This window comes from Saccharothrix tamanrassetensis (assembly GCF_014203665.1).
GTDB classification, from domain to species: domain Bacteria; phylum Actinomycetota; class Actinomycetes; order Mycobacteriales; family Pseudonocardiaceae; genus Actinosynnema; species Actinosynnema tamanrassetense.
Window position 1 is genome coordinate 439,445 of record NZ_JACHJN010000007.1, and the last position, 24,996, is coordinate 464,440.

The following is a 24,996-nucleotide window of genomic DNA, read 5'->3' on the forward strand; positions in this document are numbered from 1 at the left end:
CCCGTTCAGGACGACACCTCGATCCAGTGCCGGCGCGGCTGCAACGGGTGGTGCGGCAGCGACACCACGCGGCCACTCCTGAGCGTCCGGTCGACGTCCGCGTCGGGGCCGTCCACGTCGGGGCGGTCCACGACGGCTGCGTCCCTGCCGGCGCTGCCCTCACCGGCACTGTCCTCACCGGCACTGCCCCCACCGGCGGCAACCCGGTCGAGCCACGCGATCGCCGAGGTGATGTCGCCGCACGCCGTCGAGACCCGGCAGGCGTACCGCTGCCTGCTCGCCAACGTGTGGGCGACGTCGTCCAGCCGCAACCCGGGTTCGGCCGCCAGGTGGGCGCCGAGCCGGGCGGCGAGCGACCGCAACGCGTCCGGCGTGCGCGCCGAGACCACCAGCACCCGCGGACCCACCGGGTCCTCCCGGGGGTCCTCCACCGGGGGTTGCTCGACGATCACGTGTGCGTTCGTCCCGCCGAGGCCGAACGAGCTGACCCCGGCCAGGCGGTCCGACCGGGTCCACTCGGTCGTCTTGACCGGCACGAAGAACGGCCCTCCCGCGAAGTCGATCTCCGGGTTCGGCACGTCGTGGTGCAGGTTGGCGGGGATGGTCGCGTGCTTGACCGCGAGCACCGCCTTGATCAGCCCCGCGGCGCCCGCGGCGGCGTCCAGGTTGCCGAGGTTCGTCTTCACCGAGCCGAGCGCGCAGGAACCCGCGGCCTCCCCGAACGCCTGCGTCAGCGAGGCCACCTCGATCGCGTCGCCGACCAGCGTGCCGCTGCCGTGCGCCTCGACGTAGCCGATGTCGGCGCCCGTCACGGAAGTGCTGGCCATCGCCTCGGTCACCACGGCGACCTGCCCGTCCAGCCCCGGCACGGCGAACCCGGCGCGCGCCGACCCGTCGTTGTTCACCGCCCAGCCGCGCAGCACCGCGTGCACCTGCGCACCGCGCTCCAACGCGTCCGCGAGCCGTTCCAGCACCACCACGGCGACACCGCTGCCGTAACCGCTGCCCTGCCCGGCCGCGTCGAACGCACGGCACCGCCCGTCGGGCGACACCAGTCCGCCGGGGGTGTGCCGGAACCGCGGCTCGGTGACGCTCACCCCGCCGGCCAACGCCACGTCGCAGCGGAAGTCCAGCAGGCTCTGCGCGGCGGTGCACACGGCGACCAGCGAACTGGAACACGCCGTCTGCACGGCGATCGCCGGTCCGGTCAGGCCCAGCCGGTAGGCGACCTGGGTGGGCAGGTAGTCCGGTGCCCAGCGCGACGCGAGCCGCTCCTCCCAGTCCTCCTCCGCGTGCCGGTCCTCCCCCGCCTGCCGCGCGAGCAGCCGGAAGAGGAAGTACCGGTTCGCGGACGCACCCGCGAACACGCCGACCGCGCGCTCGCCGTCGGTGGGGTCCACGGCCGCGTCCTGCAACGCCACCCACGACTGCTCAAGGAACAGCCGCTGCTGGGGGTCCATGGCCCGCGCCTCCGCCTCGGGCACGTCGAAGAAGTCGGCGTCGAAGTCGGCGACGCCCGCCAGCCTGCCGTGCCCGCGCACGTGGGTCGGGTCGGCGATCAGCGACTCGCCGACGCCGAGCGACCGCAACTCCTCGACGGTGTGGTCGTGCACGGCGTCGACCCCGTCGAGCAGGTTGCGCCACAGCGTCGGCACGTCGGGAGCCGCCGGGAACCTCCCGGCCAACCCCACGACGGCGATCTCGTCGCCGGTGTACTCCACGCTCTTCCCCCAACCCGTCGACTCAGCCGGACACGGCGCGTGCGATGTCCTCCACGGTGCGCACCGGCGTGAGCGCCTCGGCGCCCAGCACCTCGTAGTCGGCCGTCGAGTAGCAGCCCGAGCCGTGCACCACGACGTCGCGCCCCTCCTCCACCAGGCCCCGGTCGATCGCGTTGCACACGCCGGTCAGCGCCATCACCAGCGACCACTCGCGCAGCGTGCGCAGGTCGGCGGGCAGCCCGCCGGCGCCGTCGCCCAGCAACGCGCGCAGCGCGGGGTACCGGGCGACGCACTCGGCCAGCGACACCACGACGCCGTCACCGCCGAAGGTGGCGATCAGGTCGTTCATCGCGGGCGAGGTGGCCGGGTGGTGGGTGTAGAAGGTCGGGTCGAGCACCTCGTGCGGGTCGTAGGTGACCTCCGGGAACCGCACGTCGGCCGACTGCCGGTACAGCCCGGTGGTCGCGTCGAACCGGTAGTCCGGCCGGCGGGCCTGGTCGAAGTCGCCGTGCCGCAGGTTGACCACCATGTCGGGCGTGCCGAGGTGCTGCACGAGCAGGCTCGCGGGCCGCGTCGCCCGGTCCGCCAGCCCCAGGTCCTCCAGCACCGCCCGGCCCTGGTGGTAGCCGAGCAGGCCGAACGCGCTCGACACCGCGTGCGCGTGCAGCCGGGGCGCCGCGCCGTCCGCGTCGGTCGGGTCGACCCGCTGCTCGAAGAACGCCCGGGCCACGTCGGCGGTCAGGTAGTTGCCCAATTGGAGGGTGAACCAGAGGTTCACGCCGTCCCGGCGCAGGGCCGCGGCGTGCCGGTCGACGAACTCCCGGCCCAGCGGCTTGACGCCTTCCGCGTTCGGACCTCCGTAGAGCAGCACCGGGTTGAGCGCCCGCAGGTGGTCGTCGTCGGACAGCCGGCCGGCGCGCAGCTTCTGCCGGCACGACTCCGGCGCGAGCACGACCACCCGCAACTGCTCCGGCTCGACCAGTCCGGCGTCGACCGCCCGCAGCACGGCGTCGCGCAGCGCCACGCCCTTGTTCGCCGACGTCGGGGAGAAGATCACGATGGGTTCGCCGGTGCGGCGGATGTACTCGACCGCCCTGGCCACGATGAGCAGCGACGCGAACGTCTTGGTGGTGCCGGTGCCGGGGTTGCCGGTCAGGTCGAGCAGGGTCAGCCGGTGACCGCCGTACTCGCCGAACGGCTGCCAGCGGGCGGTCGCCACGGACAGGAACTCCCGGACTCCTCCGTCGAGTTCGGGTAATGCGTAGCCGGGCGAGAAAGCGGCCGGGTCGGCGACGGCCGGGCCCAGGTCGGGCACGCACCGTTCGATCGCTCGCGGCAGGAGGTCGTAGAAGTCGGCCAACAGGTTCGCGGTACCACTCGGCGCGGGCGCCGTCGTCGCGGAATTCGGCATCAGACCGGCATCTCCACTCCACCCCGTTGCTGCGCAGGCGGTTCGCCGCGCAATCGGTCGCGCAATGCGTACAGTCGGGCGGTGACCCCGTCCAGGTCGCCGATGTCGAACCCTTCGGCGGCTTCGGGCAGGAATTCGGCGAGCGCCGGACCGAAGACCACGCGGTCGCCGTCGACCACGACCCCGTCGGCCGCCGCGGCCCGTTGGTTGAACGCGATGGCGTCGGCCCGGCTCACCCCGGCGGGCAGCCGCAGTTCGATTGCCGGACCGGAAACGCGCACCGGGTAGCCGCCGGGAAGACCGAGCGGGCCGGGCAGGTTCGTCTCGATCGGCGTCCCGGACAGCACCGCGTCCAGCAGCACGGCCGCGGCGAACCCGCCGATCTGGTTCAGCTCGGTGCGTTCGGCGCGGCGCTGCGCGATGAGCAGGTCGCCGGGTGCGCTGATCGGCTCGTCGTCGCACCACGCGCGGACCTCCTCGGCTCGCTCGGCCGGCTCGTGCAGGTGGACGTGGTGGGCGAGCATCCGCAGCCGGGCCTGGTCGGGGAGCCCGAGAGCGGCCTGCGCGCTGGCGGCCAGCAGCGCGATGTTGCCGACGCCGCACAGCACGGGCACGCCGAGCGCGGCGAGCAGCGGGTTGACCGCGTCCGGGAAGCACCCGTTGACCAACCACGACCGCTCGGGCAACGCGCGGCCGACCCGCAGCGCCAGTTCGGCCTGGAACGGCAGCGTGATCCCGAAGCCGGCGCGGCCGACGAGGGCGGTCCACGCCGACGGCGCGGTCAGCCGTTCCCACGGTGACTGGCTCGACGCGCACACCAGCGCCCCGTCCACATCGGCCACCGGCTGCTCCACGTCCCCGACGAACGGTGTGAAGGCGACGCCGGTACGTCCAACGGCCGCCGCGCGGGCGCTGGCGATATAGCAGAGCTGCCCGGTCTTCTCGGCGCTTCGACCGACCACGACCACTTCGACGGACGTGGTCGCCACCGCGGCCAACGAGTAGCAGACGGCACGTGCCAAATCGCCGGTGCCGATGACGGCAATCCTGTGCACAGGCGCGCTCCCCCCAGCAGCGTCGCGCTCTCCCCAGAGCCCCAGCGCCACGTCTGACCGGCCCGAACACCGGCCGGTTCATGGCGTGTTCACGGATGCTACATACCGCCGCGCTGCCCTGAAAGGTCTCTTATTCACAGTCGTCCACAGGTACGCTCCGGTCCGGTTGCACGGAGTTGGGGGCTCGATGACGACCACGGAAGTCGCGGCGGCGCTGGCCGTGCTGCGCTGCTACAGCGGTTCGACGGACGTGCGGCTGCTGGACTCCGCCGCGTCGGCGGGTGTCCCCGACGACCTCACCGGCATCCCGCGCGAGGCACGCCTGGTCACGGTCGACGGCCGGCCGCGGCTGGAGTTCGACGGTGTCGACGTGCCGGAGCCGTTCGCCCGCTGCATGGACGAGGACCTCCTCACCGCGCTCGACCGGCTGCGCGCCGACCCGGACGCGGATCCGCTGCCCGAGCCCGCCGCGGAACGGTTGGCACCGCCCGCACCACCGCCCGCGGCGGGCGTCGACCGGTCCATTCCGGAGGCGTTCTGGGAGCAGGTGGACCGGTCCCCCGAACGACCCGCGGTGATCGGGAACGGCACCGCGTTGACCTATCGGGAACTGGGCGAACGAGTGGCCCGCCACGCGAGCCTGTTGCACGCCATCGAGCCCGGCAGCCGGGTCGGCCTGCTGCTGGACCACGGCCCGGACACGGTCGCCGCCATCCTGGCCACGCTCACCGTGGGCGGGGTCTACGTGCCGCTCGACCCGCGCTACCCGGCGCCCCGGCTGGCGGCGATGGTCGCCCAGGCGCAGGTGTCGCTCATCCTGACCAGCGCCGCGCACCGCTCGCTCGCCGCCGGTTACGGCGCCCCGGTGCTGGACATCGCCGACGCGCCGGCGTCCGCGCGCCGCCCGGACCGCCCGCCGCCCGCCCCGGACGCGCCCGCCTACATCCTGCACACCAGCGGTTCCACCGGCGTGCCCAAGGGCGTCGCGCAGACCCACCGCAACGTGCTGCACCAGGTTCGGCTGCACCAGGCCAACCTGCGGATCATGCCGGACGACCGGATCAGCGTGGTCTCGTCGTTCAGCTTCGACATGGCCGTCACCGACATGTACTCCGCGGTGCTGACCGGCGCGTGTTGCGTACCGGTGGACGTCCGTGCGCTCGGGTTGGTCGGACTCGCCGACGCGCTGCGCGGCCACGGGGTGACGATCTACCACTCCACGCCGACCGTGTTCCGGTACCTCACCGACTGCCTGGCCGGCTCGGTGCTGCCCGGACTGCGCGTGGTCGTGCTCGGCGGTGAACCGGTCACCCACGCCGATCTCGACCGCTGCCGCGAACACCTGCCACCGCACGGCGTGCTCGTCAACGGCTACGGCGCGACCGAGATCAGCTTCGCGGTGCAGGACCACCTGCCGTTGGACGCCGAGACCACCGAGGACCGCGGGGTGCTGCCCATCGGGCGACCGCTGCACGGGGCGCGGATCAGCCTGGTCGCCCCGGACGGCACGCCGTCCGCCGTCGCGGGCGAGATCATGATCAGCAGCGACTACCTCGGGTCCTACTGGAACGACCCGGACGAGGCGCGGTCGCGGTTCGACACCGACCACGCGGGCGTCCGCCGCTACCGCACGGGCGACCTCGCCCGCCGGCTGCCTGACGGCAGACTGGTGTACCTGGGGCGACGCGACCGGCAGGTCAAGGTGCGCGGCTACCGGGTCGAACCCGGCGAGGTCGAGGTGGCGTTGGGCCGGGTGCCGGGCGTGGCACGGGCCGTCGTCGTCGCCGACCGCCGGGACGGCGAACAGCTGCTGCGCGCGTTCGTCACCAACGGGGGCCGCGACGAGTTGCGGCCCGACGAGGTGCGCTCGGCCGTGGCGGGCCTGCTGCCCGAATACCTGGTGCCCACCACTGTGGACGTCGTCCCGGACCTGCCGCTCACCCCTACCGGCAAGGTCGACGCCAGGGCGCTGCTGGAGCGCCACCCGACGCACTCCCCCGGCCCCGGCCCCGCCGCCGCGCCGGCCGGTGGCGGTCTCGAAGGCCGGATCGCGTCGGTCTGGGCCGACGTGCTCGGGCGCGGCGACATCGGCCCGGACGACCGCTTCTTCGACCTCGGCGGACACTCGCTGCTGGTCGCGACCGCGCACCACCGACTGGTCGAGAGCCTCGACCGGGCCTTCCCGCTGACCGCCCTGTACGCCCACCCCACCGTCGCCGAACTGGCCGAGTACCTGCGCACCGGGACCACCCCCGACTCCACCGCCCCGATCACCGACCGGATGGCCCGCCGGCAGCTCAACCGCGCCCAACGCGGCAAGCGCCGTTGAGCGGGTCGACCGCCCCGGGCTGATCAGCGACCGGCACCGGGTGCGGTCATGGGCTCGGTCACGGGGCGCAGGCGCTGGTCAGTGCGGCCACCTGGTCGGCCTTCGTCGCGAGCCAGGCGGCCGGGCGGCCGACCAGGTCGTCCACCGTGACGTCGCGCAGGGTGGCGGCGAGCGCCGTGATGGCCTCGTTGACCGTGGTGTCGGCGGCGGACGCGGCGAGGTCGGTCAGCGAGGCGGCGGCGTCGTGCGCGCTGTCCACCGCCCGCTCCGGCGAGCCCGGGTCGAACGCGGCGGTGGCCTGGGACAACGCGTCGGCGCACACCTGCACCGTGGTCGCGGTGTCGGCGATCGCGTTCGCGGTCTGCGCCGCTTCCTGCGCGGCGGCGCAACCGCTGACCACGACGGCGAGGGTGACAGCGGACAACGCGACGGCAACGTGGGAACGCATCGGTACTCCTCCGGCTCATCCGAACCAGAGGTCTCCCCGGTCACCGCGACAACCGCGATGACGTCGTGACCGAGCCGCTGTCGAGCGACCGTAGTGACGATCACGAACCGGGCGGGTACTCCCCTCCGTACCTCAAGAATCCGGGAAATCGGCCTTCGCGTCAAGCGGCCGAGCACCGGCGTCCCCACCGGGCTCGGCCGCCCGACCGCGTCACCTCGTCCCGTGGTCCCGGGGATCGGCGTCCGCCGACCGGTGCCGCCGGGTGTGGAAGCGCGTCATCCCCGGCACCGCCAACGTGCCCACGCACGCCACCAGCACCACGACGGCGGTGCCGACCAGCGCGGTCCGCGCGCCGGTCTCCTCGACGACCACGGGCAACAGCACCAGACCGAGCGGGCTCATCGAGTACGAGACCATGAAGTCCAAAGAGGACACTCGCGCCTGGAGGCCGGGCGGCACCTCGCGCTGCACCGCGCTGAACCACGGCACGTTGAACAGCTCCATGCCGACGCCCGCCAGCACGTAGGCGGCCACCAGAGGCCAGGCGACCGGTGAGAGCGCCAACGCCAGCGGGATCCCCGCGTACAGCGCCAGTCCCAGCACGGCGACCAGACCCGGGAGCCGGGGCGTCCAGCGCGTCATGATCGCGCCGCCCGCCAGCGCCCCGACCGAGTAGCCGGTGAGCGCGGCGGCGTAGACGAGATCGGTGTCGAACCGGTCGCGGCTGATCACCGGCAGCAGCACCATCTGCGCCGCTTCCCCGGCCGCGAGCACGAAGACCAGCATCACCAGGCCGGCGACGAACCAGCGGTGGCGACGGGCTTCCCGCACGCCGGCCAGGAACTGGGCCACCACCGACCCTTCCGGGCGCGGCCCGCCGGTGTGGCGTTCGGGCAGTCCGCCGACGGCGAGCGCGGCCAGGCACCACAGCACCGCCGTGGACACCAGCACCGCCCAGGGCCCGATCCAGATGACCGCCGTGGTCGCCACACCGGGCGCGAGCACGAGGGCGAGCCGGAAGGTGATCGTGGACAGCGCGTTGGCCGACTGCCGCTGCCGCTCGGGTACCAGGTCGCCGACCATGGCCTGGTACGAGGGACGGAAAACCCCTTCCCCCGCACCGACGAGGAGGACGCAGGCGGCGCTGCCCCACGTCGGCCCGGTCAGTGTCATCGGCAGCACGAGGGCGGCGGCGGCCCGCAGCAGGCACGCCAGGACCATCGCCTTGCGGCGCGACCACCGGTCGGCCAGCACACCGCCCGGTACGGTCGCGATCACGAAGCCGACGGTCTTGGCCGCCAGCACCGGTCCCAGCACCATCGCCCCGGACCCCTGGTGCACCAACGCCAGGATCACCGCCGCGGGCAGCATGGAGACCGCCCAGGCGTCGGCGGTGTTGGCCAGCCACAGGCGGCGGAACCCCGGGATCGACCACGCACCACCGGGCGCGGTGTCCTTCTCCTGATCGATGCTGCTGGTCATGACTGCGGCCGGCTCCCTGCCGCGGAGCGGCGCTCGTCGACCAGGGCGGAGCGCCGCTCGTCGACCGACGCGGAACGGCGCTCGTCGACCGGGGCGTGCGGCGAATCCAGCTCCCCGGCCAGTTCGGGTCGGTAGTTGGCGGTCTGCGACGGGTGCACGCTGAACGGAACCAGCCGGTCCACCCTGCGGCGCAACTCGTCCGGCGAGGTGTCCAGGCTCAACCCGTGCTCGCTCAGCCAGTCGTCGTCGTAGATCGTGTGCAGGTACCGTTCGCCGCTGTCGGCGGCGATGAGGGCGACGGAGCGGTCCGCGCCGTGGTGCCGGGCCAGCCGCAGCGCCACGCACAGCGCCGCCCCGGTCGATCCGCCGACCAGGATGCCTTCCGCACGCGCCAGCACCCGGCAGGCGAGGAAGGCGTCCTCGTCGGAGACCTTGTACACCGAGTCCAGCCGGGACAGGTCGTCCAGGTTCGCCGGCGTCCAGCCCAGGCCGACGCCCGGGATCAGGTAGGCGTGCGACTCGCCGCCGAACACGGTCGACCCGACCGCGTCCACGCCCACCATGCGCACGTCCGGCGCGTGCTCCCGCAGGTAACGGGAAATCCCACCCAGCTGCCCGCCGGTGCTCACCGTGGCGACCACCGCGGCGAGCGCGGGACCGGTCCGGTCGACCAGTTCCACGGCGGTGTCCTGGTAGTGGGCCTGCGAGTTGAGCGGGTTGAAGCACTGGTCGGGGCGGAACGAGCCGGGGATCTCCCGGTGCAGCCGGTTGGCCAGGGCGATGCGGGTCTTGTGGTAGGAGCCGGTGTCGTCCTGCTCCCGGACGACGATCACCTCCGCGCCGAAGGCGTGCAGCATCGCCAGGTTGGTCGCGGTGGCCTTGGGGTCGACGATGATGATCACCCGGTAGTCGCGGGCCGCGCCGATCATCGCCAGTGAGATGCCGAAGTTGCCCGAGGAGGACTCGATGATCGTGCCTCCGGGCCGGAGCAGGCCGTCCTCCTCGGCCTTGCGCACGATGTGCCAGGCGGGGCGGTCCTTGATGCTGCCGCCGGGGTTGCACCGCTCCAGCTTGACGACCACGGAGGCGTCGGACGGCCCGGTCAGGTGTTGCAGGCTGATCATCGGCGTGCCGCCGATGGTGTCCAGCACGGGCGGGATGGCGACGTCGTTCAACTCGGTGCAGGGGAACGGGGGGTGGACCATGCGAACTCCAGGAAACTACCAGTCGGGGACGACGGCGGAGGCAGGGACGACCGCCGGATGCGTGGCGGACTGCGCGGGACGAGGCGCACGGAGCCGCTCGGCGCGCGCGAGGGTCCGCCGCGTGGTCGTCACCAGCGAAGCGCGGCTGGTGACGGCGCGACGTGACCGCAGTGGTTCGCGCACAACGGGGTCATCTGTGCCGACCCGCACGGGAGCAGTCGGTTTCCGGGCTGCCGGCGGCACCTGGTGGCGTTCAAGGCACGCGGACAAGCCCGTGTCGCCGCAGTCGCCGTGAAGGTACGGCCTGCGGCAGGGCCGTCAGGTCCGGGCGATGCAGACCGACAGCAGGATCGCGCGACCGCCCCGCACTCTCACCGGTGGTGCGGGCGCTCCGCCGACAGCGGCCGAGGAATGGTCCGGCGCTTTGCCGTCCGCGGCACGGGCAAGGACCGACAACAGCGCACAAAGCGCGAGCAGGTCTTTTATCCCGGCAAATGAGTCGCCGGTGACAAAGCACCCGGGATCGTGTATCAAAGCGCCACAGCCGTCGGTGTCGCCGTGGTGACCGTCACCGGGGGGAGACAACGTGTCCGTGACGACGTGCACAAGCGATGCCGGACTCGACGGGTGAGCGTCGTCGTCGGTCGCACAGACCGCCACGTAGAGGTAGAGGAAACCGGCCAGCAACGCCCAGGCCACGGACTTCCGCGTCCACCGGGTACCGCGCCGGTTGTCGCCCCCACCTTCCACAGTTATGTGACCGTACTGAAAAAACCGCGCACGCGATATATCCGATCGTAGGTATCGCAGCCGCCCATCAAATGGTAACTGTCAATACAATCGGACCCGGTCGGCGAACACCGCCCACCCTGATGGACGAATACCTGCCACCATCCGCACGGAGCGTTGCGGCGAGTCCGCTGTATGCGCGTCTCATCACGTGCCGCCGGGAAAACGGTCCGCAGTGCAAAAGCACGACGCGGTACGGCCCGACCACTTCGCCGAGTCGGGTCACCCGGACGCCGAGCCACCCGGGGTGCGACGGCCGGCCGTGCCGGACGACCCGCACCCGCTACGGCAGGGCACGGGCACGTGGACGACCGGACCGGTGCGCGGCGGGACGACCTGATCAGCCGGTTCCACCGGGTCCGACGACGGCCACGATCACGACTTCGCGTAGTGTGCGGATACGCTGCAACGAGACGATATCGCGGAGAAGTCGGCGATATGAGACCGGCCCGCCGACCGGATAGCCACTCGCATTCGGTGCAGGGGCCGGACATGCACAGCGGGTCCGGCAGCGGGGAGGCGGTCGTGCGCTTCCCTCCTGGTAGGACGGCAGGATCAGGCCCGTTCGGACGACTCCGTCCGAACGGGACGGTGACGCGGGATCGCCCCGGTAAAGAGGAATCGTTTCGGCAATGATGACAAGAGCCGCCGACGTCGTTAGCGTCTTCGCCATGTCAGGTCGCGCATCCAGCCGCCGCTGCGCACTCGGCCCACCTCGGGACGGCGTGGGCCGGGGATCGGCCGGCCATCCGCCGCCCGGCCTATTCCGGAACCACCGAATACCCGAACACGGCGACCGCGGGCACGAAGACACCGACCACCGGACATGACGGCGGTTCACCGACTTCCGATCACCGGCGTGAATGCGTGGCCATTACCGTGGATCGCCGGCGCGGACGCGGATCGCGCGGCGGTGACGGTGCGCAGCGGCCGGCATTCCCGGTCGGGTGATCTCGGGTGACCGGACCGGACCCACTCCCGCTGGTGGTCGAGCTGCTCGGCCCGGTGCGGGTGTGGCGGGACGGGGTGGAGGTGGACGTCGGCGCCGCGCGGCGGCGTGCGGTGTTCGCGATGCTCGCCCTGCGTGCCGGTCGGACCGTGTCCCGCAGCGAACTCATCGAGGGCGTGTGGGGCGACGCGCCGCCCGCCACCGCCGAGGCCGGGCTCTACAACCACGTGTCCGGGTTGCGCCAGGCGTTCGAGCCCCGGCGCTCCCGGCGGTCGGCGGCCGGGGTGATCGTCTCCACCGGCGGCGGCTACTCGCTGCGGATCGACCACGCCGGGCTGGACGTGCACCGCTTCGAGCAGCACCGGGTGCGTGCCCAGGCGCTCGCCGGCACCGATGTGCCCGGCGCGCTGGCGGAGCTGGAGCGGGCGCTGGCGCTGTGGCGGGGCGACGCGCTCTCCGATGTCCTGGGACCGTTCGCCGAGTCGCAGCGGGCGCGGTTGGCCGAGCTGCGGCTGGCCACCGTCGAACGGCGGGCCGAGCTGGCACTGGCCGTGGGCCGGGGTGCCGACGTGGTCGCCGAGCTGTCCGGGCTGATCGCCGAGCACCCGGTCCGGGAAGGGCTGCACGCGCTGCTGGTCACCGCGCTGCACCGCAGCGGCAGGCAGGCCGAGGCGCTCCGGGCGTACCGGGACGCGCAACGCGTGCTGGTGGACGGGATGGGCATCGAGCCCGGTCCCGCGCTGCGCCGCGCGCACCGGGAGGTGCTGGGCGGGCCGGCCAGGGCGGCACGGGCGCAGCGGACCCGGTCCCCCGAGGTCGCGGGGATCGGCTTCGTGGGGCGCCACCGCGAACTGGACCTGCTGCGCCGGGCGGTCACCGAGGTGGCGGCGGGGCGCGGCGGGGCGGTGTGGCTGGACGGCGAGCCGGGTGTCGGGAAGTCCGCGGTGCTGGCCGCCGGGCTGGCCGGTGCCGGCGACGCCGGGTGCCGGGTGGCCTGGGCGACCGGTGACGAGTTGGGCGGGCGGCTGCCGCTGCGCGTGGTGCTGGACGCCTTGGACGGCATCGCACCCCACGGGCGCGCGGCGCCGGCCGACCGGGTGGAGCTGGCGACCGAGTGGCCGGAGGCCGTGGAACGCCTGGCGGAGTACGTGGCCGAGGTGTGCGCGGACGGCCCGCTGGTCCTCGTCGTGGACGGCGTGCAGTGGGCCGACGAGGCCAGCGTCCGGTTCTGGCACGGCCTGCTGCCGCTGTCGGCCCGCCTGCCGCTGCTGTTGGTCGCGGCGGCGCGGCCGGTGCCGCGCCGGGTGGACGTGGCGCGGGTGCGGCGCGCGGTGGTCGAGTCCGGCGGCGAGGTGGTCGAACTGGACGCGCTGCCTCCGGCCGACGTGGCGGCGCTGGTGACCGCGCTGGTCGGCGCACCACCGGGCGACGGGCTGCGCCGGCTGTACGGGCTGGCGGGCGGCAACCCCCGCTACACCAGGGAACTGGTCGACGCGATGCTGCGCGACGGCCGGGTCGAGTTCCGCGACGACATGGCCGAGGTCGAGGCCGACGAGGACTGCGAGCAGGTGATGCCGCAGACCCTGGTGGCCGCGCTGACCAAGTGGCTGGGTTTCCTGTCCTCGGAGGCCACCGGGGTGCTGCGGTGGGCGGCGCTGCTGGGCGACGAGTTCGCCGCGGCCGACGCCGCGACGGTGGCGGGCAGGCAGGTGTCGGAGCTGGTGATGGCGGTGGACGAGGCTTCGGCGGCGGGTCTGCTGACCGACGCGGGCGGCCGGCTCGCGTTCCGGCACCCGCTGCTGCGGCGCGCCCTGTACCAGGCGATGCCCGGCGCGGTGCGCAACGCGCTGCACCGCGAGGCCGCCCGGTCGCTCGCCGAGGCGGGCGCGTCGACCGTGGCGGTGGCCCGACAGCTGGCGGCGGCGCCCGCCGCCGTGGACACCTGGGTGGCGGACTGGCTGGCGGAGCACGAGGACGAGCTGGCGGAGCACGCACCGGAGCTGGCGGCCAGGCTGCTGCGGGCCGTGGTCGACCAGCCCTCGACGGACTCGGCGCGGCGGGAGCGGCTGGCCGCACGGCTGGCGGACCTGCTGTTCCGGCTCGGCAGGCGGCCGGACGCGGTGGCCGGGTTCGTGCTGACCCGCTCCCGCGATCCCGGACAGGCCGCCGAGATGCGCTGGCTGCTCCGGTACCTGGAGCACGCGGACGGCGACCCGGCGGTGCTGCGGGCGGCCGTGTCCGACGACGAGGTGCCCGCCGTGTGGCGGGCGCGGCTGGCGGCGCTGCTCTCGACGCCACCGCACGCTTCGGGCGCCGGCGCCGAGGAGATGGCGCGGCTGGCGTTGCGCCGGGCCGAGGACTCCGGGGACGCCTTCGCGGCGGCGCACGCGTGGTGGGCGTCGTGGCTGGCCTGTTCCGCGCGGCTCGCGCACGAGGAGGCGCTGGCGTGCGCTGACCGGGGCCTGGCCGTCGTGGCGGGACGGGCCGACCTGCGGCGGTGGCGGACCAGGCTGACCGCCGACAAAGCGGCCACGCTGCGGCACCTCGACCGGTTCGCCGACGCGGACGCCGTGTTGCGCGCGGGCCGTGCGGCGGTCGGCGCGTCGGACACCCTGCACATCGCCGCGGCCGTGCAGGACTACTGGCTGGGCCGGTGGGACGGCACCGGCGCGGACGAGCCGGGGCGCGGGTACGTGCTGCCGCTGCACGGGCTCGGCGCACTCGTCACCGCCCGCCGCGGGCTGGTGGAGACCGCCCGGCGGCACCTCGACGCCGGCAGCGGGCAACCCGCCGACGACCACCGGGTCGCCGACTTCGGACTCGTGGCCGAGGCGCTGCTGGCGGAAGCGGCCGGGCAGCCGGACCGGGCGGTCGCGGTGGTGCGGCCGCTCCTGCACGTCCCGCGCACCGCGTCGCGCCACCAGTGGCTGCCGCTGCTCACGCGGCTCGCGCTGGCCGCCGGGCGCCGTGACCTCGCGGTGCGGGCCGCCGAGGTCGGGGCGGAGGACGCGGCACTGGAACGGGTGCCCGCCGGGGCGTCCGCCGCGGCGGCGCACTGCCTCGGGCTGGTCGACGGCGACCCGGAGCCCGTGCTGGCCACCGCGAATCGGTACCGGGACGTCGGCCGGCCGGTCGAACTGGCCGAGGCGCTGGAGGACGCCGCCGCGCTGCTCGCCGCACGCGGCCACGACACCGACGCGTGGACCGCGCTCGACGAGGCCGTGGCGGGCTACCACCGGCTCGGCGCCGTGCTCGACGTCCGGCGGGCCCGGACCCGACTCGACCGGACCCGACACGGTTCGACCGGGCTCGACCGGACCGGGCTCGACCGGACCGCACGACAGGAGGACGGAACCGGATGACGGTGGCGGGACAACCGCTCCGGGTCGCGCTGCTGGGACCGGTGCGCGCCTGGTCGGGTGGGCGGGAGGTCGCGCTGGGATCGGCTCGGCAGCGCGGCGTGTTCGCCGTGCTGGCCCTGCGGCCGGGCGCGGTGGTGCGGCGGGACGAGCTGATCCGGGCGGTGTGGGGCGACGACGCGCCGGCGACCGCCGAAGGCAGCGTCTACACCTACGTCTCGGTGCTGCGCAAGGCGTTGGAGCCGGACCGGCCGCGGGGCACCGCGTCCCGGCTGCTGGAGTCGGTCGGGCCGGGCTACCGGCTGGTGCTGGACCCCGGCGCGTCGGACGTGGCCCAGTTCGAGGCGCTGCGGCAGCGGGCGCGGCGGCAGCTCGACGACGGCGCCCCGGAGGACGCGCTGCGGTCGGTGGACGAGGCGCTGGCGCTGTGGCACGGCACCCCGATGACCGGGCTGGAGGGCCCGTTCGCGCGGGCGCAGCGGCTGCGGCTCGGCGAGGCGCGGACCGCAGCCCGGGAGCTGCGGGCGGAAGCCGCGCTGGCCGCCGGGGCGCACCTGGACGTGATCGCCGAGCTGGGCGCCCTGGTCACCGAGGAGCCGCTGCGGGAACGGGCGCGGGAGCTGCTGATGTCGGCGCTGCACCAGGCCGGGCGCAGCGCCGAGGCGCTGGAGGTGTTCCGCGAGGCCAGGCAGGTGCTGCGGGACGAGCTGGGCGTCGAACCCGGCCCCGGGCTGCGGGCCGCGCACGAACGCGTGCTGGGCACCGGGCCGGAGTTGCCGGTGCCCCGGCGGGAGGCCGTGCGGGCCCCGGCCCGGCCCGTGAGCGGACCGGCCGAGCCGGTGCTCCTCGGGCGGGAGCACGAGGTGGCGGCGGTGCGCGAGCTGGTCGGCGACCTCGCCGCCGGACGGGGCCGGATGCTGTGGGTCGAAGGCGAGATGGGCATCGGCAAGTCGACTCTGCTGGGCGTGGCACGGGCCCGCGCCGGTGCCGCCGGGTACCAGGTGGCGCACGCGGTGGCCGACGAGCTGGGCACCCGGTTCCCGCTCCGGCTGGCGGTGGACTGCCTGGGGGTCGACGTGCTCTCCCCCGATCCCCGGCGCGCGGAGGCCGCGCGGGCGCTGCGCGACCGGCGGGCCGTGTCGGGCTCCGTCTTCGCCGGCGGCGACCCGACCGCGCCGGCCGTCGACCGGCTGGTGGCGCTGGTGGAGCAGCTCTGCGCGGACGGGCCGCTGGTGCTGGCCCTGGACGACCTCCAGTGGGCCGACGACGACAGCGTGGAGCTGTGGCGCAGGCTCGCCGCGAGCACCCGCAGGCTGCCGCTGCTGCTGGTCGGCGTGGCGCGGCCGGTGCCGCGGCGGGCGGGTGTCGCGCGGCTGCGGCGCGAGGCGGAGTCCGGCGGCGGTGTGGTGCTCGACCTGGCTCCGCTGACCGAGGTCGCGGTGGCGGGCATCGTGGCCTCGCTGGTCGGCGGGGAGCCCGGTCCCGGGCTGCGCCGGATCGCCACGTGGGCGGGCGGCAACCCGCTCTACGCGCGCGAGGTGGCCGACACGCTGGTGCGCGAGCACGCGGTGCGGTTCGACGCGGGGCTGGCCGACGTGGCGCCGGACGTGCTGGACCGCACGCCGCCGTCGCTGGTGTCGGCGGTGGCCCACCGGCTGGACTTCCTGTCCGCGCCGACCCGGGAGGCACTGCGGTTCGCGGCGCTGCTGGGCGGCGAGTTCGCCGCCGGCGACCTGTCGGTGGTGCTCGCCAGGCCGGTGCCCGTGCTGCTGCCCGCGTTCACCGAGGCCATCGCGGGCGGCGTGCTGCGCGACGCGGGGCCGCGCATCGCGTTCCGGCACCCGCTGATCCGGCAGGCGCTCTACGACGGGACGCCGCCCGCCGTGCGCACCGCCCTGCACCAGCAGGCCGCCCAGGCGCTCGCGGCGGCCGACGCGCCCGCCGAGCACGTGGCCGGGCAGCTGCTCGCCACGTCGAACGGGATCGGCGAGTGGGCGGTCCCCTGGCTGGTGGCGCGGGCGCCCGCGCTGGTGCACCGGGCGCCGCTGGTGGCCGTCGAGCTGCTGCACCGGTGCCTGCGCTCCACCGATCCCGACGACGACCGGTACCCGCTGCTGACCGCGTACCTGGGCAACGCGCTGTTCCGGCTGGGGCACGACGCCGAGGCCGAGGAGCAGACCCGGCGCGCGCTCCCCCGCCTGCGCGACCCGGACCGGATCGCCGAGGCGCGCTGGACGCTGGCCTACGTGCCGTTCCGCGCCTCGCGCCCGCACGCCGCGCTGGAGGCGCTGGGCGAGGCGCTCGCCGACCCGGTCCTCACCGACACCTGGCGGGCCCGGCTGCTGTCGCTGCTGGCGCTGGTGCAGCGGGCGGGCGTGGGCGAGCTCGACGCGGCGGCGGGCAGCGCGCGGCAGGCCATCGACGCGGGCAGGCGGGCGGGCGACCCGTTCTCCATCGGGCAGGCGCTGGAGGTGCTGTGGCAGGTGGACGCGGTGCGGCGGGACTACGTGCGCGCCGTCGGCTACCTGGACCAGGCGCTGGACGTGGTCGGCTCCGAGCCGGGCCTGACCGACCTGCGGCTGGTGCTGCTGGACAACCGGGTGTTCACCCTGCAGTGCCTGGACCGGCTGGACGAGGCGACCGACACGCTGCGGCTGGCGTTCGCCGCGGCCGGGCAGGGCACCCCGGTGGCGAGCCTGCACGTCGGCGCCGCCGTGCACGAGTTCTGGCTGGGCGCCTGGGACGGCGCGGTGGCACGGCTGGACGGGATCCTGGCGGACGACCCCGAGCTCACCGGGTTCGGGCTCCGCGAAGGGGGCCCGGTGCTGCTGCACGGGGTGGCCGCGCTGATCGCCGCGCACCGGGACGACGAGACCCGGCTGCGGGCGCACCTCGCGGCCGGCGCCGAACTGCCGCTGGTGACCGTGGCCTACCGGGAGAACTGCGACTTCCTGGTGGCGGCGCAGGCGACGTCCGCCGCCCGCGACGGCGACCACCCGAAGGCGGTCGAACTGCTCGCCACCATGCTCGACGACCGGCACGCGGTCCAGACGACGCTGCGGCACCAGTGGCTGCCCGAGCTGGTGCGCCTCGCGCTGCACTGCGGCGACCGCGACACGGCGCGCGGCGCGGTCGAGGCGTGCGAGGCGGAAGCGGGCCGCGAGACGTCGGTCGCGAGGGCGGCGGCGGCAGCGCGCCGCTGCCGGTGCCTGTTCGACGGCGACCCGGACGGGCTGCTGGAGGTGGCCGCGCACTACCGGTCGGTGGGCCGGGCCTACGAACTGGCGCAGACGCTGGAGGACGGGGCGGTCCTGCTGGACCGGCTGGGCCGCACCTCGGAGGGGGCGGACACCCGGCAGGAGGCGGTTTCGCTCTACCGCAGCCTGGGCGCCGCCTGGGACGTCCGGCGGATCACCGGGAAGCCCGTCTGACCACATGCGTCCCGGAAGCCGGGAACGGGCCGCGCCCCTGCCCCGGGCGCACACCGCCGAGCGCGTCGTCTCCCGACGCACACGGCCGGACCACGTGTCTCCGCTTCCGTTCTCCGGTCCGCGACACGGCCAGGCGCCCCCCGCCCGGCCGACCGTCACCGATCGGTGCGGCCCGGATCCGCCTGCTCGTGGTCGGTCGGGGCGTAGATCACCCCGTTGTCCGACATCACCCACTCCACCGGTGGAGGGGTGGCCCGGCCCGGTGTCCGACGGTTGCGCACCACCAGGTCCACCAAGCGCCGCAGCCGGGCCTTGTCCGCCGTCGGTGCCGTCATCCTCAGATCACTCCCTTCCGCAGTGCGTAGGCGACCGCGTGCGGCCGGTTGCGCAGGTTCAGCCTGTTGGTGATCCCGTAGAACACGTTCTTGATGGTCCGCTCCGAGTAGCACAGCGTCGTGGCGATCTCGGCGGTGTCCAACCCGTCCGCCATCAGCCGCAGCACCTCCACCTCGCGGCTGGTCAACCTGCCCCGCTCCGACGCGGGCGCCACCAGCTGCCGCTGCAGCCGCCGCACGTGGTCGAGCAGCTCGGCCACCATGTTCGGCGGCATCACGCCGCCACCCGACGCGGCGGACAGCACGCTGCGCAGCAGTCTTTCCCCGGTCGCGCCGGCGCGCGGCAGGATCGCCACCACCCGGCACTCCACGGCGGTGGGCACGTCCGCCCCGCCGATCTCGTCGAGCACCAGCACGACGGGCACCCGCGTCCGCGCGGCCTGCCGGCGCAGTCCCGCCGCCTCCTCTTCGGTCAGCCTGCCGACCGCCACCACGGCGACGTCGGCGTCGGCCCACTGCTCCCCGTCCACCAGGGCGATCTCGGGCCGCGACCCGAGGAAGCTGGTGAGACCGGCCTTGCTGAGTTGATCCGTGGCCTGGACGACGATCCGAACTCGCTGCTCCACCACTGCCTCCCACAGTTCCGGATTGCAAGACCAAGTGTGCGAGGCGCGGCTTCACGTGTTCTCAAACGCGTCTACTGCGCTTCTTCAGAGTGCCTTCAGGGCGCCTTCAAAGCGCAGTCTCGGCTGTGCACGGCTGTTCCCGGCAGTCCGCCACCAGGCCGGTGGCGGCGAACCCCGTCGCCGCGGGACCGAGGACGTCGTCCGCACCGGGGGGCACTGGTCCCGAGCCCACTGGTCCGGAGCCCACTGATCCGGGCCGCACGCGCCCGAAGCCGCTCCAGTACCGGTGCGCCGCCGCCAGGAGGTCGACCAGGCCGCGGGTGGGCCGCCAGTCCGGGTAGTCGCGGCGGAACCGGCGGGTGTCGGTGAGCCACCACCGGGCGTCCGCGTAACCGGCCTCCGGCGCGTACTCGAACGGCACCTCGCGGCCGGTCAGGTGCTCGTACTCGCCGATGACCTCCAGGACCGAGTGGCCGCGGGCCCGCCCACCGCCCGCGTGGTAGACCGCTCCGGGGCGGGGCGCGAGGCAGTAGTGCCAGAACATCTCCACCAGGTCGGCCGCGTCGAGCACGTCGCGCACCTGCTTGCCGCCGTGGCCCCGGATCGTGAACGGCGTGCCGCGCACCGCGTCGCGCACCAGGTCCGACAGGAACCCGTGCCTGCCGGGCGGCGCCCACCGGGCGGAGGTCACCGGGCCGGAGCGGAAGACGCCGACGTTGAGGCCGTACCGCCGGCCGTGGTTCTGCGCGGCGAGGTCGGCGGCGAGCACGGACACCGCCGGGAACGCCCGGTCGGCGCGGTCCAGCCGGATCGACTCGTCCACGCCGTGCGCGTGCCACGGGTGGGCCGGGTCGAGCTCCCACCGCGTGGTCGTCTCCACCAGCGGCAGCGCGGCCGACGCGTCGCCGTAGACGTCGACCGTGGAGTCCAGGACGAACACCGCGTCGGGGCAGTGCGCCCGGACCGCCTCCAGCAGGTTCACGGTGACCAGCGCGGCCGAGTCGAGCGACGGCGGCGCGTCGGTGGCGGGGAGCGCCGAGCCGGGGTGGGCGGCCGTGTGCACGACCAGCCGCACGTCGGTGCCGTAGTCGCGCAGCGCCCGGTCGACCGCCGCGGGGTCGCGCAGGTCGACCGGGTGGTAGTGGACGTCGGCCGAGGTAGCCCGGCGCGGCGGTGAGCCGAGTCCGACGACGAGGTCGAACCTGGGCGACAGCACCCGCACGGCTTCCCCGCCGACCAGGCCGGCCGGTCCGGTGACCACGGCGATGTCCATGTCGTCTCCTTGGCGAGCGATCGTCCGTCCACAGCGGACGGTGCGGTGTGCGCGGTGCTCCGGCGCACAACGCGATGGTGTGCCCGCCGGCGGTCCGGTGGACGGCCGGCGGGCCGCCGCTGCCCGACTTGCCGCCGACGGTGCCCGGAAGTCCGGTCAGGGGCGGCGGAAGAACTCGACCTCGCCCAGCGCGATGTGCCTGCCCTCGGTGAGGCCGGTGGCGGCGCGCACGACGAGGCGGACCCGCACCACGTCACCGATGCCGGTGTCGGTGCGCTGGGGGCCGGGTTGGTCGGCGAGGGTCACCGGCAGGGTGCGCGTGCCACCGCTCGCCGTGGTGACGACGGCGGTCAGCGCCGACGGCCGCGCCTGCGCGGCGAACCCCTCCTCCTCCGCCGACGCGCCCGCGTGCACCACCACGGACAGCAGCCGGAAAGGTGCGGCGAAGGTGAACTCCACCTCGTCGCCGACGGCCGGTGCGCCCCAGTAGCGGTTGGACAGCCCGTCCGCCGCCGCGCCGGCCGGGTGGCCGGGGACCGCGGCGTTCGCGGTGACGCCGGTGGGCGTGGCGGGCGCGGGCGTGGCGAGCCGGTCGCGCAGGTCTTCCCACAGCTCGAACGCTTTCGGGTGGAACAGCCAGGCGGCGACCACCAGGGCCGCGACCACCAGCAGCGCGACCAGCCGGCGCAGCCACCGCGAGCGGTCCCCGCGCCACCGCCACTTCCGGCGGCGGGCGGCGGAGGCGGCGGTTTCGCCGGGGTGCAGCGGGGTGGCGCAGCGGCGGCAGAACCGCCGCCCCGGCGGGTTGGCGGTGCCGCAGTTCGGGCACGGCGGACCGTCCACCGCCACGTCGGCGGTCGTGGTCGGCAGCGGGCGCTTCGCGTCGGGCCTGCCCGGCGGAACCGGCCCGAGGTACCCCGAAGCCCGGTCCCGCACCGGACCGTCCACGTACCCGGTCGACCGGCCCTCCCCACCGACCGGCCGGCCGGCCGCGCTGCCGCTCGCCACGCTCCCGGCCGCGCCTTCCGACCGCTCGGCCGGCGCACCTCCCGCCGAGCCATCCGCAGCCACGCCACCGGCCGCACCACCGTCCGTCCGGCCGACCGGCGTGCCATCCGCCACGCCACCGGCCGCACTTTCCGACCGCCCGACCGGCGCGCCACCTGCCACACCGGACGACCTGCCGCCCAGCGCGCCTCCACCCGACCCACCGGCGGCCACGCCGCCGTCCGACCGGCCGACCAGTGCGCCGCCGCCCCAGCCGAGGTAGTTGCCGCAGTTGCCGCAGAAGTCGTCGGAGTCCCCGACCGCCGCACCACACTGCGGGCACGACCGGGCGGTCACGGCTCCTCCTCGGCCGACACCTCCACGACGCAGCGGACGTGCACCGGGCACACCGAGGCCACCAGCGCCTCCACCCGCGCCCGGTCCACCGGTCCCGACCGCCCCGGCCGCACCCGCACCACGACGACCTCCGCCCGCGCACCGGGCAGCTCGGTGTCCGGCGTGGACGACCACCGCACCCCCGGACCGTCCAGCACCTCGGCCCGCACGCCCAGCGACAGCTCCAGCAGGTCGGCCAAGCCCAGCGGGGTGCCCCGGCGGTGGTGCAGCTCCACGGTGCGGCGCACCACCTCCCGGCGGCGCGCGAGCGGCCACGCCGGGTCCGGATCCGCCGCGACCCAGGACGCCAGCCAGGCCAGGAAGTCCTCCGGCGTGAGCGCCGGGTCCAGGTAGGCCGGCAGGTTGTCCAGGGTGGACAGCACCGCGGACAGCACGGCGTCCAGCCCGGAGGTGAACCGCTGGGCGAAGTCGTCCGCGGCGTAGAGACCGGGCAGCATCGCGCCGAGCGGGTGCGTGCTCGGCAGCTCCGGGAGCGCGGCGCGGCTCATCGGGTGCCGACCGCGACCTGGTGCTGGTGGGAGAACACCAGCGCGTTCGGCGCGAGTTCCAGGTGCTCGACCGGAGCACCGCGCGCCCCGGTGAGCGGGTTGGCCGGGAACAGCCTGACCTCCTCCACCAGGGCCACGCCCGGAACCCGTTGCAGCACCGCGAAAACCTCCCCGAACTGCACCGACCGCCCGAACTCCCAGCCGGTGCCGTCCGGTCCGCCGCGCAGCGGGTTGAGGTACTGGTACAGCGCGTCCAGCGCCGCCTGGTGCACCCGGTTGCCCTCCGGCAACGTGGTGACCAGCCGGGCCACCACGGTGATCCCCTGGTAGCGCGGCGGTTCCACGACCAGGCGGGTGCCCAGCAGGCGGCGTTCGTCGAGCCGCCGCGCCACCGCCGCCAGCACCTCCTCGGACGGCATGAGCTGCTCGAAGCGCAGCCGGTGGGGCTCGTCGGCGACCGCGTCGGGCACCAGCAGCACCCGCGCCCCGCCCGCCTCGCCGGCGACCGGCAGGCAGCGCACCCTGGCCAGCGACGGCACCGCCTGCCGGGCGATCAACTCGTGGTCCTGGGCGGTCACCGCGCGTTCCCACACCCGCAGCTGGTGCGGCACCCGCACCTTCGCCTCGTCCACCGTCTCGGCGTCCACGCCGCCGATCGCGGCCTCGCGGTTCTCCACCTCCGACACGTACGGCTCGGAGCTGCGCAGCACGGAGATCGCGCCGCGCGCCACGTTGCCCGCCCGACCGCCGCCGGTCCGGTAGTGCGGCACCCGGATGACCGAGCCCTTGGCCGGCACGGCGCCGTAGCGGCGCAGCGACCCGTCGGCCTCCCGCACGGCGGGCGGGAACTGGAACTCGCCGCGGCTCGCGTCCAGCACCACGTGCCGGTCGTCGGGTCCGGACGAGCCGAAGTCCTCCACCACGGTCCAGTCGTCCCAGCCCGCGCCGTTCGACACCTGCACCACCACCGGCGGGCCGTCGGTCAGCACCGGGACCGCGGGCACCCGGAACCGCCCGCCGGGCACGCCGGCCGACTCGCCCAGCAGCACGTCGACCTCGACCTCGGCGTGCTCGACGGTCGTCGTGCCGCCGATGGTGAACGCCTCGGCCTCGCGGACGGTCGGCGACTCGCGGTAGAACGGCTGGTCGGGCAACGGCTCGACCACCCGGCAGCGCAGCCAGGCCGCCCGGTGACCGGCCACCACGGACGCGGTGTGCCCGGCGGGGACGTGCAGCACCACCTCGCCGGGCCGGTTGAGGCCGCCGGTGCTGTCCTCGTCGGTGTCGCAGGCGACCCAGCCGTGCCCGTCCCACGCCTCCCACACCAGCGGCGGCTGGCGCGGGTCGACGCCGATGCCCTCGACCTCGCTGTCCAGCCGCAGCACCACGGCACACCGCGGCACGGCGGCGGACAGGCCGAACAGGGTGGCGTCGCCGGCCGCCGGCGCGGCCTGGAAGCACGCCACGTCCTTGCCCGCCTCCAGGTCCCTGGTGCGGTCCGCGTAGTCGCCGCGCGCGGACATGGTGACCAGCCGCGCCAGCGAAGTCGGCACGATGGGCAGTTCGTCGGCGGTGGCGAACACCACCGCCTCCTCGGTGTCGCCGCCGCCGGTGGCGACCTCGGTGCCCGGGGGCAGCAGCACGGTCTCCGGCTGGGGCGCGGACAGCCAGAACGTGACGTCCGCCCTGGCCGCGGTCGGCGGGAACAGCCGCACGCCCAGCAGGTCGAGGAACGCCAGGTAGTTCTTCTCCGGCACCCGGTTGAGCCGGTAGACGAGCTGGTCCACCATGTGCGCGAACGTCTCGATGAGGGTGACGCCGGGGTCGGACACGTTGTGGTCCGTCCACTCCGGACAGCTCTGCTGGACGTACCGCTTGGCCTCGTCGACCAGTTGTTGGAAGCGCCGGTCGTCCAGGTCGGGCGCGGGCAGCACCATCAGTTTCCGCCCCCTTCCTCGGAGGGAATCGTGTAGAACGGGAACACCAGGTTGCGCTGGTCGTTCGTGGCGCGGATGGTGTAGTGCACGTCGATGTAGAGGGTGCCGACCTCGACGGCGTCGAACGCCACCACGACGTCGGTCGTCTCGATGCGCGGTTCCCACCTGTCCAGCGCGGTGCGCACCTCGCGGGCGATGTCGCCGGCCGTGGCGTGGTCCGCCGACGCGAACACGTACTCGTGGATGCCGCAGCCGAACTCGGGGCGCATCGGCCGCTCGCCGGGCGCGGTGCCCAGGATCAGCCGGATCGCCTGCTGGATCTCCAGGTCGCGGTCCACCATGCCGATGCCGCCGGTGGCGCCGACCCGCAGCGGGAAACCCCAGCCGCGGCCGATGAAGTCGGTGTTCACAACAATCCCTCGACGAACACCGTCCGCGCGCCGGTGATGATGTTGGCCTGGCACACCGAGCGGTCGCCGACGGTGGCGGCGGGCGCGCCGCCGATGAACACGGTCGGCGGCGGACCCTTGGGCACGACGAGGTTGGACGGTCCCAGGGCGGGGTGGTCGGGCAGCTTGGGGCACGTGTGCACGCTGCCGATGACGGCGGCGGGCGCACCCTCGATGAACACGGAGGACACCTTCAACGCCAACGAAGGCGAGGCGGGGGGTGCGAGGACGCCGCCGTGGGACGTCTTGTCACCCACCCGGGCAGCGGGGGCCATGTGGACTCTCCTCGGGTAGTGGGGATAGCG

18 protein-coding genes are annotated in these 24,996 nt (G+C 74.7%); 3 read left to right on the forward strand and 15 right to left on the reverse strand.

Annotation, left to right across the window (positions count from 1 at the left end; translation table 11 throughout):
• Positions 1-5: 5 nt before the first annotated feature.
• From FHS29_RS38235 to FHS29_RS23900, 3 genes are read right to left on the reverse strand one after another with little or no spacing between them, the layout of a single operon-like run.
• A complete protein-coding gene (locus FHS29_RS38235; protein WP_184694015.1) occupies positions 6-1,721 on the reverse strand; it encodes a beta-ketoacyl synthase N-terminal-like domain-containing protein in 1,716 nt (571 codons plus the stop codon).
• A gap of 22 nt (positions 1,722-1,743) precedes the next feature.
• Positions 1,744-3,132 carry a DUF6002 family protein gene (locus FHS29_RS23895; RefSeq protein ID WP_184694018.1) on the reverse strand — a complete coding sequence of 463 codons (1,389 nt, stop codon included), beginning with the start codon at positions 3,130-3,132 and terminating at the stop codon, positions 1,744-1,746.
• Complete coding sequence (locus FHS29_RS23900; RefSeq protein ID WP_184694020.1) at positions 3,132-4,187, reverse strand: potassium transporter TrkA; 1,056 nt, start codon at positions 4,185-4,187, stop codon at positions 3,132-3,134. Before FHS29_RS23900 ends, FHS29_RS23895 begins: the two co-directional genes overlap by 1 nt.
• Before the next feature lie 187 nt (positions 4,188-4,374).
• On the opposite strand from FHS29_RS23900, the gene FHS29_RS23905 reads away from it, so the two are divergent.
• Entirely contained in the window at positions 4,375-6,516 is a 2,142-nt protein-coding gene (locus FHS29_RS23905; RefSeq protein ID WP_184694022.1) for a non-ribosomal peptide synthetase, read from the forward strand.
• Positions 6,517-6,574: 58 nt separating this feature from the next.
• On the opposite strand, the gene FHS29_RS23910 is transcribed toward FHS29_RS23905, so the two are convergent.
• From FHS29_RS23910 to FHS29_RS23925, 4 genes are all read right to left on the reverse strand, one after another.
• Complete coding sequence (locus FHS29_RS23910; RefSeq protein ID WP_184694024.1) at positions 6,575-6,964, reverse strand: bacteriophage spanin2 family protein; 390 nt, start codon at positions 6,962-6,964, stop codon at positions 6,575-6,577.
• 210 nt (positions 6,965-7,174) lie between these two features.
• Positions 7,175-8,446, reverse strand: a complete 1,272-nt coding sequence (locus FHS29_RS23915; RefSeq protein WP_184694026.1) for an MFS transporter — start codon at positions 8,444-8,446, stop codon at positions 7,175-7,177.
• Positions 8,443-9,651, reverse strand: coding sequence for a PLP-dependent cysteine synthase family protein (locus FHS29_RS23920; RefSeq protein ID WP_184694028.1), 1,209 nt, complete (start codon positions 9,649-9,651; stop codon positions 8,443-8,445). Before FHS29_RS23920 ends, FHS29_RS23915 begins: the two co-directional genes overlap by 4 nt.
• 318 nt (positions 9,652-9,969) lie before the next feature.
• Complete coding sequence (locus tag FHS29_RS23925) at positions 9,970-10,350, reverse strand: hypothetical protein (protein WP_184694030.1); 381 nt, start codon at positions 10,348-10,350, stop codon at positions 9,970-9,972.
• Positions 10,351-11,397: 1,047 nt separating this feature from the next.
• Here FHS29_RS23925 and FHS29_RS23930 point away from each other — a divergent pair.
• Both FHS29_RS23930 and FHS29_RS23935 read left to right on the forward strand, forming a co-directional pair.
• Positions 11,398-14,751, forward strand: coding sequence for an ATP-binding protein (locus FHS29_RS23930; RefSeq protein WP_184694032.1), 3,354 nt, complete (start codon positions 11,398-11,400; stop codon positions 14,749-14,751).
• Positions 14,748-18,179, forward strand: a complete 3,432-nt coding sequence (locus FHS29_RS23935) for an ATP-binding protein (protein WP_184694034.1) — start codon at positions 14,748-14,750, stop codon at positions 18,177-18,179. Before FHS29_RS23930 ends, FHS29_RS23935 begins: the two co-directional genes overlap by 4 nt.
• Positions 18,180-18,334: 155 nt before the next feature.
• Here the strand turns inward: FHS29_RS23935 and FHS29_RS23940 are convergent, their stop codons facing one another.
• The 8 genes from FHS29_RS23940 to FHS29_RS23975 form a co-directional block, all read right to left on the reverse strand.
• Entirely contained in the window at positions 18,335-18,514 is a 180-nt protein-coding gene (locus FHS29_RS23940) for a hypothetical protein (protein WP_184694036.1), read from the reverse strand.
• Between the two features lie 2 nt (positions 18,515-18,516).
• Complete coding sequence (locus tag FHS29_RS23945; RefSeq protein ID WP_184694038.1) at positions 18,517-19,140, reverse strand: helix-turn-helix transcriptional regulator; 624 nt, start codon at positions 19,138-19,140, stop codon at positions 18,517-18,519.
• A 106-nt stretch (positions 19,141-19,246) separates the two neighbouring features.
• Positions 19,247-20,413 (reverse strand): NAD-dependent epimerase/dehydratase family protein, encoded by a 1,167-nt coding sequence (locus FHS29_RS23950; RefSeq protein ID WP_184694040.1) that lies wholly within the window; start codon positions 20,411-20,413, stop codon positions 19,247-19,249.
• A 156-nt stretch (positions 20,414-20,569) separates the two neighbouring features.
• Positions 20,570-21,757 carry a zinc-ribbon domain-containing protein gene (locus FHS29_RS23955; RefSeq protein ID WP_184694042.1) on the reverse strand — a complete coding sequence of 396 codons (1,188 nt, stop codon included), beginning with the start codon at positions 21,755-21,757 and terminating at the stop codon, positions 20,570-20,572.
• Positions 21,754-22,305 carry a phage tail protein gene (locus FHS29_RS23960; protein ID WP_184694044.1) on the reverse strand — a complete coding sequence of 184 codons (552 nt, stop codon included), beginning with the start codon at positions 22,303-22,305 and terminating at the stop codon, positions 21,754-21,756. Before FHS29_RS23960 ends, FHS29_RS23955 begins: the two co-directional genes overlap by 4 nt.
• A complete protein-coding gene (locus FHS29_RS23965) occupies positions 22,302-24,242 on the reverse strand; it encodes a putative baseplate assembly protein (protein WP_184694046.1) in 1,941 nt (646 codons plus the stop codon). Before FHS29_RS23965 ends, FHS29_RS23960 begins: the two co-directional genes overlap by 4 nt.
• Complete coding sequence (locus tag FHS29_RS23970) at positions 24,242-24,652, reverse strand: gp25 family contractile injection system sheath assembly initiator (protein ID WP_184694048.1); 411 nt, start codon at positions 24,650-24,652, stop codon at positions 24,242-24,244. Before FHS29_RS23970 ends, FHS29_RS23965 begins: the two co-directional genes overlap by 1 nt.
• Positions 24,649-24,966 carry a PAAR domain-containing protein gene (locus tag FHS29_RS23975; protein WP_184694050.1) on the reverse strand — a complete coding sequence of 106 codons (318 nt, stop codon included), beginning with the start codon at positions 24,964-24,966 and terminating at the stop codon, positions 24,649-24,651. The genes FHS29_RS23970 and FHS29_RS23975 overlap by 4 nt, the downstream gene beginning before the upstream one ends.
• Positions 24,967-24,996: the final 30 nt, after the last annotated feature.